At 47.9% G+C, this 11,271-nt stretch carries 11 protein-coding genes; 7 read left to right on the top strand and 4 right to left on the bottom strand.

Going from position 1 to position 11,271, the window contains the following annotated elements; translation table 11 throughout:
• Positions 1 to 5 precede the first annotated feature (5 nt).
• From VP504_RS19800 to VP504_RS19815, 4 genes are all read left to right on the top strand, one after another.
• Complete coding sequence (locus tag VP504_RS19800; protein ID WP_325895108.1) at positions 6 to 1,568, top strand: hypothetical protein; 1,563 nt, start codon at positions 6 to 8, stop codon at positions 1,566 to 1,568.
• A gap of 19 nt (positions 1,569 to 1,587) precedes the next feature.
• Positions 1,588 to 2,286: a tail fiber domain-containing protein gene (locus VP504_RS19805; protein WP_325895109.1), complete on the top strand. Its 699-nt coding sequence runs from the start codon at positions 1,588 to 1,590 to the stop codon at positions 2,284 to 2,286.
• A 25-nt stretch (positions 2,287 to 2,311) separates the two neighbouring features.
• Positions 2,312 to 4,009 carry a hypothetical protein gene (locus VP504_RS19810; protein WP_325895110.1) on the top strand — a complete coding sequence of 566 codons (1,698 nt, stop codon included), beginning with the start codon at positions 2,312 to 2,314 and terminating at the stop codon, positions 4,007 to 4,009.
• A 77-nt stretch (positions 4,010 to 4,086) separates the two neighbouring features.
• On the top strand, positions 4,087 to 5,160 hold the full coding sequence (locus VP504_RS19815; protein ID WP_325895111.1) for a hypothetical protein: 1,074 nt from the start codon (positions 4,087 to 4,089) through the stop codon (positions 5,158 to 5,160).
• Between the two features lie 3 nt (positions 5,161 to 5,163).
• Here the strand turns inward: VP504_RS19815 and VP504_RS19820 are convergent, their stop codons facing one another.
• Entirely contained in the window at positions 5,164 to 5,790 is a 627-nt protein-coding gene (locus VP504_RS19820) for a response regulator transcription factor (RefSeq protein WP_325895112.1), read from the bottom strand.
• A 256-nt stretch (positions 5,791 to 6,046) separates the two neighbouring features.
• Between VP504_RS19820 and VP504_RS19825 the strand changes: the two genes are divergently transcribed.
• Positions 6,047 to 7,900 carry an MFS transporter gene (locus tag VP504_RS19825; RefSeq protein WP_325895113.1) on the top strand — a complete coding sequence of 618 codons (1,854 nt, stop codon included), beginning with the start codon at positions 6,047 to 6,049 and terminating at the stop codon, positions 7,898 to 7,900.
• A 51-nt stretch (positions 7,901 to 7,951) separates the two neighbouring features.
• Here VP504_RS19825 and VP504_RS19830 read toward each other — a convergent pair whose 3' ends face one another.
• From VP504_RS19830 to VP504_RS19840, 3 genes are all read right to left on the bottom strand, one after another.
• On the bottom strand, positions 7,952 to 8,395 hold the full coding sequence (locus VP504_RS19830) for an L-alanine exporter AlaE (RefSeq protein WP_325895114.1): 444 nt from the start codon (positions 8,393 to 8,395) through the stop codon (positions 7,952 to 7,954).
• 248 nt (positions 8,396 to 8,643) lie between these two features.
• Positions 8,644 to 9,162 carry a hypothetical protein gene (locus VP504_RS19835; RefSeq protein ID WP_062714207.1) on the bottom strand — a complete coding sequence of 173 codons (519 nt, stop codon included), beginning with the start codon at positions 9,160 to 9,162 and terminating at the stop codon, positions 8,644 to 8,646.
• A gap of 271 nt (positions 9,163 to 9,433) precedes the next feature.
• Positions 9,434 to 9,889 (bottom strand): hypothetical protein, encoded by a 456-nt coding sequence (locus VP504_RS19840; RefSeq protein ID WP_325895115.1) that lies wholly within the window; start codon positions 9,887 to 9,889, stop codon positions 9,434 to 9,436.
• 270 nt (positions 9,890 to 10,159) lie between these two features.
• Between VP504_RS19840 and VP504_RS19845 the strand changes: the two genes are divergently transcribed.
• Complete coding sequence (locus VP504_RS19845; RefSeq protein ID WP_062714211.1) at positions 10,160 to 10,489, top strand: hypothetical protein; 330 nt, start codon at positions 10,160 to 10,162, stop codon at positions 10,487 to 10,489.
• 92 nt (positions 10,490 to 10,581) lie between these two features.
• The gene (locus VP504_RS19850; protein WP_062714214.1) at positions 10,582 to 11,088 is read left to right on the top strand and encodes a CreA family protein; all 507 of its coding nucleotides are present in this window, start codon (positions 10,582 to 10,584) and stop codon (positions 11,086 to 11,088) included.
• Positions 11,089 to 11,271: the final 183 nt, after the last annotated feature.

Raw genomic sequence — 11,271 nt, forward strand, 5'->3', positions numbered from 1 at the left:
AATCTATGCGAGTTGCAGTTATTGGCGATTCCGTCATGTGGGGACAAGGGATCCCCCGGCATCAAACCTACGCAAACCAACTGGTTGCCTGGCTTTCCCGAGAGCTTCGTATTGGCGCTTCCATCAATGGCATGCACCAACCCATCACGGGTGACTACAAAGCCCACTCAGGCGCGATTATTGGCAAAAAGAACGAGCATCATCGTCGCCCAGCATTCGACACCCACCTGCCACAACCCACGTTTTTTGGTGAACTGCCTGCGGCTTACCCCACCATTACTAAACAATTAACGGAGCTGGATCGCCCCGAGAACATCGATCTGCTTCTGGTGAACGGCATAGCCAATGATGTCGGGTTTAAATCTGCAGCTACAGACTACGAGAAAACGGTTGAAAAGCTCGACGACCTGATTGATGAGCGCTTGGTGCCCTTTCTCAGAAAAGTCAGATCTCAATGTCCTAACGCACAAATCATATATACCGGATATTTCCCTTCGGTTTCGCCGCATTCGCGTTTTGAGAGTGTGGAACAGTTTACCGATGTCATGCATGAGTCAGGTTCTGTGCTTCAGGAGATTTTAGATTTTCGAACAGGAAACCGTTTTGCTGATGCAGCTATCGACTTCGCCAAAGCACTGTCTCCCGTCGATGATGTTCTGGGTTGGATGGCAGAAGGCCTGCAGACACCGGCAGACACGCTTGAACAAGCCAAGCTCAATTGCTACCTGTTTTATATGGCCATTGAGCTGGGAGCCATGCGCGCAGTCAATAAGGTTAACAAAGAACTCGCTGACACCCGCAAAGCCCCTATCTGGTTTCTCCATCCTGGTCTTGCAGCGACTCAAGCCATGTTCACAAGACGCCCACAAGTATGGGGATGGAACGGGGATGGAACCGTCACCAGAGAGCGCAATAAACTCTGCCCCAACTACCAAGCTGGATTGGAATATTCGGTAGCAAACGGTTTTGAGATTGAACAAAACCTCTTCTCTGCCGTGGCATGTCGTAAAGCCCACATGTTGCACCCCAACAAAGCAGGTGCGAACCAGTATTTTTCTAGGCTACGTTCGATGATGACAGATCATTACAACTTCAGCCTGCGAAAAGTGATGAACAACATCGCACCTGGCTATAGCCTCCGCAAAGCGACCCAAGAACTGGGCATTCCTTTCTATGGCTCCCTTCGAAACCTCATCCCTCATCAAACCCTGAATATGCTGGGAGCTACCCTGACCGTTCAGGCAAAAACCCGCGCCAAAAAGCTCACCTTCCACCTTCATTACAGCAACCGAAAGTTTCCATTGGTCGTGAATGCCGTCACAAATCAAGGTGCGATGACGCTATTCGCTTCTGAGCAGGTGGTGCTTGATCTGGAAGCGAGATTACCCATCCGATCACTCAACAAACTTTCACTACGCTGCGCCACATCTGGCGTCAGTAAAGTCAGCAACGTCAATTTGCAGGTGATGATCAACGGTGCGGGCTTCGCCTTTGATCTCGAAGACGCGGCAGCGGCACTAAGGCCACAGGGTATTCCCCTCCCATTCGGCCTCAACGCAACCCAATGACAGTAAAAGGACACTCATTATGGCGACAGACATCAAGCTCCAAAGAACCCGTATCGACAACATTGCCCGCATGATTCGGTTTGGTGAACAACTGGACACCAACAGTGGTGGCGGCATGGTGTTGGATCGCGACACACTTTTTATCACGGAGAATATCACCCGCTTCCGCGGTGGCAGCCAACGCACCTTCATTACGCCTGATAAGGTTTCGACAACCAAGGTCACCAGTAAAGAAGCCTTCACTGAGCAGTTGGAGTGCCGAAGGGATTTACGAATCGGCATGCTCGCATCAGTGACAGAAGCAGTTGATAACGAACCCGGCTCTCTAAAAGTGATTACCCCGAAAGACTCACCCGACATTCACATCGACGGCCGAACCGGCACAGTCAAAGCACGACATTTCAGCCGCACCTCAGATGAACGGCTAAAACAGGACATTAAACCCATAGTTTCAGCCCAGCAGTTACTTAACCAAATCGAAGGCGTGACCTTTCGGTGGAAAGATACCCATCAGGCAACCGAGGAGTTTGGCCTGATTGCCCAGCAAGTAGAGACTGTGGTCCCCTCACTGGTTGACGAAGACGAAGACGGGCTGAAAAGTGTCGATTACGAAGGCTTGATCCCTTTGCTGCTTGAATCCGTCAAACAGCTCCACGCACAAGTTCATCAGCTTGAAACCCGCATTATTGAGCTGGAATCGGCGTCATCCCAGCCCTAATCCCTAACCCTAAATGGAGGCCCCCATGAGTCAGACAGAACCCATGATCAAATTCGATGACGGTGGCAACGCCAGTCTGCTCCGTTACGACTTACCTGCATCGACAGCATTCACTTATGAGCAGGTTTCTGAACTTGTGATACCAAGCAAATTCAAACGCAAGAAAAGTACCGACAGTACATCCAATCAGGAGAAAAGCGCTAAAAACGTGGTGCCTATGACCATGATGGCTATGAAAGCCCACGCCATCAGCCCACTTTGGCATGCAGTGCTTGCAAACGAAACGGATGAAAAAATAAACGAGCAACTCATTCAACCCGCACCAGTGAATGACGTTATCGAGGACACCCTCATCCAAAACGAAGCGATAGTGCAAACCGCCGTCCAACCACTGGACTACGTCATCAATAAGTATGGTATGGCGCAAGTGCAGAACATGCTTGAGAACGGCTATGTCATCGACAGCTATGTTGGCATTTCAGGCATCCCTAACTATGACCTCTACCTACCCAATTTGACATCAGTTCCAACGATTCGTCTGGTGGAAAAGATAACCGTCAGAAACTATCTCGGTGATTATGGTGCAGGCCGAGTGGTGGATTCCTTCTCCTTGCTACCAGGGGAAGAAGTCGAACTTTCCATCCGCAGCTTTGAGCAAACCAAAACCAACCGCTCGGAAACCCAAAGTATTCTTGATGCGCATAGTTCAGATACCCAATCAGAACTGACAGAATCACTGGATAGGGAGAGTAAAACCGAGTTTTCAGAAGACACGCAGGATAAATGGCGTCTTGAAGGTCGCACCGACTACCGGATGAAAACCAGCGCCAAAGTGGATATCCCTGTGGTGGGTAGTGGTGGCGGCGAGAATGAGCTGAAAATATCAGTCAGTGGTGGCTATGAAACCCAAACCAATACCCACCGCGCCAACACACAGAAAACCGCAGAAAGTGCACTGAAAAAACACATCGACAAGGTGAATGCGAAACGCGAAGTCAATGTTCAGGTCGATCGCAGTAGCAGCCACACTGAAGAGAACGAGTTCAGTGAAAAACGGACGATTCGCAATATCAACGTCAGCCGCACCCTGAACTTTGTCGCACGACAGATGAACCAGGAATACCTGTCTACTTTCGCATTGACCGGTGCCTATCTTGAAGTCGACTACGGCACGCCCGCCAGTATCAAACGCTACGAGCTTTATGAACTGGACGCTTTGTTTGAAGACTGTATTGCTGATCGAGACTACCGGGAAGATGTCACCAAAGTCCTCTACCGAATGCTGGCCTCTATACGTGACCACCAAGGAAATACCCGAAGCCTGATTAAACAGGAACACATCAAAAGGCCAGAAGAAAAAACGCTGCTAAGCGTTGATCATCAAGTGACCACGCCCGTATCTGAAATCGGCGGCAAGCCCATTGATGTGCCGGGTATTGTATTGGCGGTTAACCAAAACATCCTGCAAACATCCGGTGTCGTCGTGGAAGCCCTGCTTGGTCAATCCAACGCGCTAGACCCTTACTCTATGGGTCTGCAAGCTAACGAAGTACGACGCCGGGAGCTCGAAAACAGTGGGCGTAAACTGAAAACCCATGTGATCAATGCGCTGATTGATATCGCCAACCAACCCGAGCACAAAGAGAACGCTATTGCAGCGATTTCAGCACTCCAGACCATTCACAACGATTGCTGTGAGGAAGAGAAAGGGGATAGCGCATGACGGATACACTCACCAACTCATCTTCCCTTATCACAGCGTCGACTAACCAAAGTCCGGTTGCCCCTTTGGGGCAATCTTTGGTGACGCCGGAAGAGGCTGCCCCGCGTAATCTCGGCACATCCAAATTTAAATTTCATTTGCTGGATATGGAATATTCCAATGGTTTGCTGACCTTTTCTGTGCTGCTGGCAAACTTTGCTGTTCGCCAGCACAAGCTTTTACCGGGTCAGAAAAAATACCTTGATGAACTGGTTTCTCTTTTTAAAGCCTATGGGGATGCTGCAAGAGTGACTCACCTTATTGGCAGAGCGAGCAAAACTGGCCCTGAAGGTAAAAATAAAACCTATGCCAAAAAGCGGTTGGAAAGTGTTAAACAATATCTGGTGGGACGATGCCCAAACCTGCAAATCCTGAAAGAATCTTCTGATGGTTCATCCTCTCCCACTCACGTTAAAAACGAAGCATCACAATTGGACTGGAACCGTTCGGTGGAAATCCGAGTTTCTGTGCTCATCCCAGAGCCCAAACTTCCCAAACCGAAAAAACGTAAAGTGCAGATAATAAAAGATGTATGTAGCCAGGGCTCATCTCATAAATGGCGCTTAGAAGTTTCAACCATGCTGAGTTTTGACGTCATCATCGGTGTGGTGCTGCTCGTTGGTAAGCTCCACAGACTAAGTGGCGATGATATGCCCCTTGAAACAAAAGATGTTTACGTGGTAGGAGCCACTGCGAATATACCTCTACCTATCAAACATCTAAAACACATTAAGAAGCTCAAACACATCAAGGAAGTCAGAAAAATTGTCCCCCTTTTGACGAAACCCAAAAAACTGGCGAGTTACCTGAAACACTCAAAATTAGGTGTGAGTACCAGCGTGACCTCATCAGGGGGAAAGCTCGAATTTGTTACTGGCAACCGTTTTCACTGCTATCGATTTGATGATTTTGAGGGCAGTGTAGGAATGGCATTTGCCTCAGTGGGGTTTATTGCCGGAGGAGGCGATCTATTAACGATGAAACTCCCCTCAAACTTTCCTCAAAGTACTGATTACTGGTTCAAAATTGGCGGTATAGGTGCTGTAAGAGGAGGTTATGACATTCTCAATGTGGGTGCTGGCATTGGTGCTGGATACTTATTTGTTGAGTAAACATCAAAGCAGTCCCTGCTGGTTAGCTTCAAACACCGCCTCACAGCGACTGCTTACTTCAAGCTTGCGGTAAATGGCCTTGATATGGTCATTTACCGTGTAGTGAGAGATGCCCATTGCGCTTCCAATTTCACTGGTTTTTAGTCCCTTTGCCAGTAGCACCAGCACTTCGTTTTCGCGATTAGTTAAAGGATTATTCAGCGGCGTTTGCGTTCCTACCTGAATTTGATTTAACACATGTGCTGCCACCGCCGCACTCATGGGGGCGCCGCCCGCCAACTGACTTTCAATCGCTTCTTCAATTTTCTCAAACGGCGTGTCTTTTAACAGGTATCCGCGGGCTCCCGCCTGAATCGCACTTAGCACATTGGTTTCATCACCAAAAATGGTCAGCACCATCACCTCAGTGTCAGGGTGGTTTTTTCTCAGGTAGTGAATCAAATCCCGGCCATTGCCATCGGGCAGGCCTAAATCGACCAGCGCCAAATCGTACTCATTCTGTTCAGCCAACATCAGTGCCTCAGCCAGTGAACCAGCGCAATCACAATGGGTTATCTTCGAGGAGGAGGCCAACTGCCCCAGAAACTGCTGATAGGCGGGGATATCTTCCACAATTAATAAACGGGTCACATGCCACCTCTTACTTCGGCAAAACAGAAGGAAAAAGTATCTAAGAATCAAAGCCGGATGGGTGTAATAAGCGCAAGACTGAACACAATCTTGCCTTTACCCAGTTCACCTAAAGAAATGGATATTTCAGACTAGAAAGTCTCACCCTCTGTTACGTTGGGTTTCCTATATCGCGACTCTTTTCAACACGCTGGCATCAATGCTCACAGCTTTTAAAGTGACAACATCTGACGCGAATTGACTCCAAGGAGCCGGCATGTTTTTCACCAAACGATTCTTTCCCTATTTCCTCACTCAGTGCCTCGGCGCGCTGAATGACAACATCTACAAGAACATTCTGTTGTTGATGGTGACCTACAGTTTTATTGATTCACTTCCTGTTTCGGTCGATCTCTTCGTCAACCTTGCTGCTGGCCTTTTCATTCTGCCTTTCTTCCTATTTTCTGCGCATGCAGGCGCGATTGCCGACAATATGGATAAAGCCAAACTCATTCAGCGTTTGAAACTGGTAGAACTCGCGATTATGGGCTGCGCCGCTGCAGCCATCTTGACGCAAAATGCCTTGCTGATGTTGGCCCTGCTGCTTATGACAGGGACCCAATCGGCGTACTTCGGACCAGTTAAGTACGCCCTTTTACCTCAAGCTCTCAAGACCAATGAATTAGTGAAAGGCAATGCCTGGGTCGAAATAGGCACCTTTCTCTCAATCCTTATCGGCACGCTGAGTGCAGGTTTGCTGCTCGCCATTCCCTATGGAGCAGCTATTGCTGCCTTTTTGGTAGTTTCACTGTCATTGATTGGCTTTTTAAGCAGTATGCACATTCCGTCCTTGCCTGCTTCCGACCCAGAGAAAGTGCGTTTTTCTCCGATTTCAGGCATGAAGAACACGCTTAAAGTCGCCAAAAAACAACGCGGGATCTGGATATCGATTCTCGCTATCAGTTGGTTCTGGTTTATGGGTGCAACCTACCTGACACAGTTTCCGAACTTTGCCCGTGAACACCTGCATGCAGACAGTACCGTGGTTTCACTGCTGCTTGCCCTGTTCTCTATCGGTATTGCCACAGGTTCTTTTGTCTGTGAGAAGCTCTCTTTCAACAAAGTGGAGTTGGGTATTTTGCCTTTCGGTATTCTTGGTCTGACACTCTTCAGCGCTGATTTGCTTTGGGCAGTTCCTTCCATCGAATCTTTCCCCGAACAGTTTTATGGCTTGCAAAGCTTCATCGCTCAACCCGGCCATCTGCGTGTGATGTTTGATCTCTGTATGGTGGGCGTCAGTGGCGGCGTGTTTATTGTCCCGTTGTACGCGTTTATTCAGTCTCGCGCCGAAAAAGGAGAATGCGCGCGAGCCATCGCGGCAAACAACATTATGAATGCGCTGTTTATGGTGGTGTCAGCGCTGGTCTCTATTTTGGTATTGAGCGTGTTGGATTTCTCGATTGTCGAATTGTTCGCACTGATGGCGGTGGGGAACTTTATCGTGGCGATTTACGTTTATCGTCAGGTACCCGAGTTCACTCAACGTTTCATCAGTTACTTGTTGAGCCACTGCCTGTACCGGGTTTCGGTCAATGGCCGTCAACATATTCCAGAGCAAGGCGCAGCCTTGATTGTCGCGAACCATGTCAGCTATATAGACGCGCTGCTTCTGATGGGAACATCAACCCGCCCAGTGCGTTTTGTGATGGATAAATCCATCAGTGAAATGCCGATACTGAAATACGTTTTCCGTCATGCGGGTGTCATTCCTATCTGCTCGCCCCGCAAGTGCGAGAAGACCTACAACGCGGCATTCGAAACCATTGGGCAGGCATTAAACAACGGCGAAGTCGTCTGTATTTTCCCAGAAGGCCGTTTAACCTCTGATGGTGAACTTGGCGAATTCAGACCCGGCGTGGAGAAAATCCTCGCTCAATCGCCGGTTCCGGTCATCCCAATGGCATTGAAAGGGTTGTGGGGTTCCTTCTTCAGTCATAAAAACGGCCATGCATTGACGACCCGCCCAAGACGGTTTTGGTCAAAGATTGAAGTGAATATCGGTGAGCTTTTAAAACCGAACGCATTAAACCGTCACTTGCTGCAAAAGGAAGTACAAAGTTTGCTGACGTAGAGATAAAAAATGCCACCCCGTTGAGGTGGCATTTTTCATATACCCAAATGGTTAAACAGCAGCAGGCACCGCCTGAACACGAAACAGTTTACGGCAACGCTCCAGGAAAGAGCCATAAACCACACCCAGCAAACCGGAAAGCAGCGCATTTGAAGCGACGGCTGTTGCGATTTGGCTTGGTTCGGCACCAACGGTAAACAAAATGGCTGCATACACCGGCGACTGGAAAGCCACATAAGCCACAAAGTCCGCTACGCGCTTCATTGTTTTGGTCGAAGATAGACGTTGCGAGAACTTTTGCACCTTGTCGCGGAATACACCGTAAGGCCATGCAATCAGGATATTGACCGGAATAGACAACAGCCGCGAAGCCAAAGATTGTTCGAAAGACATACCAGACACGAAGATCTCTACCATCATGCCAGTGACGAAGCAGAAAACGACCATAGCAAACATATCAGCCACGACGCTGCGAACGCGGTTAGCGCCACCCATTTACTCACCCCAAAATCGCTAAATCAAAACGGCTACAACAGCCAAAAATTCAATAAAAAAACGGGTTGGAGAAGTGCCGTTTATGCCGACTTTTTCACCTCCGTTATATCGTCTATTAGAACAAAACTCTGTTGGATTTAGGCGCTATTTTTTAAATTAAAACCAGTGCTTTATTCTAATGTCTGAGACAATGTCAGCCTATGTAACCACACTAAGTCTGGCACATGTTAAGCCCATTTGATCGCTATCTAGTTGGGCTTTCGGGAGAGATCTCGAGCCATGATCAGCGCGAGGCCGAGGATTTGGAGGAAAAGAGCGAGGTTTCGGTAGTTAGAGATACTGCTCACAATTTCACGGTATGAGTCTGTTAACTGTAGATTATCGAGATATAGCGTATCTATCTTATTACGCAGAAGATCTTGCTGCTGGTCAATACCGAGCATAATTTTATTGATATTGCCCATATTAAGGGCTGTCTCTGTCATATCAGAAAACGATGAAAGTAGTTGACTAACGAGCATCTTAGGTAGTTCTCTGCCCTCTTGTTGGGTGGTAAGGATGATAAGCAAAGTTTCCCTTCGGCGCTCAAGGGCATCGACTTGCTGCCAGGTCAATTGGATAAGCTGATTGTTGCTGCTCTGGGTTTCTTCTACGACCGCTGCTTTCTCTCCCAAGCCATCAATAACGAAATTGGTCATCAGCGCAGCGATAACATTCATGAGCAGTCCCGTCGCAACAATCACCCAAGTTGGCAGCCCTATTTGCACCTCGTTTTTCCCTCGACACTGGGGTCTGTTGACCTTTGGTGGTTAAATTTTGTTCTTGCCCAAAGCGTTTTAGGCGCGGCGAGGTGTGTGCCGCCTAGTTATTCTAAGCAAATACACCTCAACAAAGGTCAAGAGACCCTAAGCTAACGATCTGCCTTCATGTATAGCGCAAAAACAACGCGTTAGGGGTCTCAATTCTACCCATTGGTGGAGAAACAGATACAAAAAAGGCCAGCATCGCTAACCTTTAGGGTTTAGTTTGATGGGGACTTTATGTGCTCCGCGCCACTGGCATGACTTGTGCCAGTTTTAGGTAAGAGTGCAGTGCGCCGTTTTTGTACTCAATGGCAGAGTGAATATTCACCGATTTGTTAGCAATCACTCTGCTGCGATAGGTGTTGTCGTTTTTTACGATTTCCAAATCCAGCACGCCTTGCTCAAGCTTCCACCAGCCTTTAGTTAGCAAACGGTTGAACAGGGTAAATTCTTCAAGGGTGCCGTCTTCATTCAACAATAGTTCAGTGACGTAACCTGCACTGCAGGTTTTTATCCAGCGATGGCCTTTCACTTCCGACGCTGAGAATGAGCGCTTGCTGGACATCCAATCAAAAAGCGCGATGGCATCGACATCTGACACATCGGGGAGTTGTTCAATATTCAGCATCGCTGCGGTGCCAGATTCACGCAGAAAAAGCTGTAAGTACGAGCTGTTAACCTGTTTTTGCATCTCTCACGTCACTGTCATTCCTTGAAAAAGATGAAGATAACCGCAAGCTACGCCGTCTTCATCCCTCTTTTTGTAGGAATGTTAACCAGCGCCGAAAACAGGCCAGAATCCGATAGTCAGTGTTTGATAATGAGGCGTTAATTCAGGAACCAATATCACTAAATGAAGGGGGAATTGAGCCGAATTAAAAATGAGCAATTTGTCTCACTTGAGAGGCATTGTTGTGTGAACTATCTTTAAAACGAGTGGGTTCACTATCAGGTGAGGATTATGCGCTATCTCGTTGTTAAATCAATAATCATAACTTCGGCTCTGGTATCTGCTTTTGCCTTTGCCGCAAAAGATCAGTTGGGTGAAGTGGTTACGGAAAAAAACGAATCAATCTGCAAGCAAAAGTTCACGCAAGAGCTGTTTACTCAGCAACGAATTTTCAGCTCTGATCGCAACGGCTCGGATAAGCGCCGCATAGCAGAGCGAAAAATCGAAGCTGCCCGCCAAAAATACAACGATACGGCAAGCTTTTGTGATGCTTACGACGAGCTACTCACTTTCAATCCAGAAACGCTGGATCGCCGACCTGGTGACGCACAATTCGATTAGAGACGCTCTACTGGCGATACCAGTCGAAGTTAGACAATTAACACAAGCCACTGATAAAGTGGCTTGAAATATTTCTAACGACAGGTACTGCCATGTTCGCTATTCCAAAATCACCGACTTCTAAACCACTTCGCGCGCTTGTCGCAGCATCTGTTTTCGGATTTGCTTTGGCGGGCTGTTCAGATGACGAAGTGGGAGATGTCAGCTTAGGACTCTTCACAACCAAAGACATCAAGATCCAAATTTTCAACGACCCCGAAGTACCGGGCGTCACCTGCCACATTAGCCATGTAAAAGCCGACCTCGACTTCTCTGATCCGTCTGATATGGGTATTTCTTGCCGTCAAACTGGCGATATCACACCAGAGATGATTACCAACATCGACCGTTCAAAATCCGGTGAAGTGGTATTCACAGCATCAAAGAGCATCCTGTTTAAGTCAATGAAGATCCGCCGTATCTTCGATTCTAAAAACCAAACGCTGATGTACCTCTCGTACTCCACCAAAGAGACGCAAGGTAGCCATAAACACAGCCTCTCGACCGTCCCGCTCTGGGGCACCAAAGCATGGCAAGCGCCAACTCAGGACAATAAATAGGCACTCAAGGCCGATTTTCACTGTACATCTTCTTTTACGTGAGGGAATGGCAGAAGCGATAATGAAATACCATTGGCGTTTAATTTTATTGCGCTGTAGGACTGACGCCTCAGTAAATCAATTACCTACCTCCGAGGATAGGGCGATTAATGGTTAATAGGTACTCATTCGAGTACCTATATT

It is taken from the genome of Grimontia sp. NTOU-MAR1, from assembly GCF_035758505.1.
Classification (GTDB): domain Bacteria; phylum Pseudomonadota; class Gammaproteobacteria; order Enterobacterales; family Vibrionaceae; genus Enterovibrio; species Enterovibrio marinus.